The organism is Opacimonas viscosa (assembly GCF_024199005.1).
GTDB classification, from domain to species: Bacteria; Pseudomonadota; Gammaproteobacteria; order Enterobacterales; family Alteromonadaceae; genus Opacimonas; species Opacimonas viscosa.
The window spans coordinates 1-269 of sequence record NZ_JANATA010000146.1; the positions used below are offsets into that span (position 1 = coordinate 1).

The 269-nt window shown below is 48.3% G+C and carries 1 protein-coding gene; it reads right to left on the reverse strand.

The genetic code is table 11. The annotated features are described in order from the left end of the window. Positions 1 to 269 (reverse strand): hypothetical protein (locus NLF92_RS13050; protein ID WP_254102651.1); only part of this gene is annotated, 269 nt, incomplete at both ends.

Below are 269 nucleotides of genomic sequence, written 5' to 3' on the forward strand. Positions count from 1 at the left end.
GATCTCCACAACCTCAGGGTCGTGTTGAGTATTGGCCCAGCCGCCTACTATCAAAAAGCGACGGTGGGGCAATTGACGCGCAGCCTCTACAATCAACCTTCCACCCTTTTTAGGGTGAGGATTGATCACTAGAATGGCGTCGCCCGTTTCACTTACCTGAAATTTTTGCGGTGGCAAAATAGGGCGAATCACGTCAATGTGCGCCTCGCTTATTTGTTGGAATTGTTTTTTTATAAAGGTCGACTCGCAGGCAAACGCAAACTTGTGAT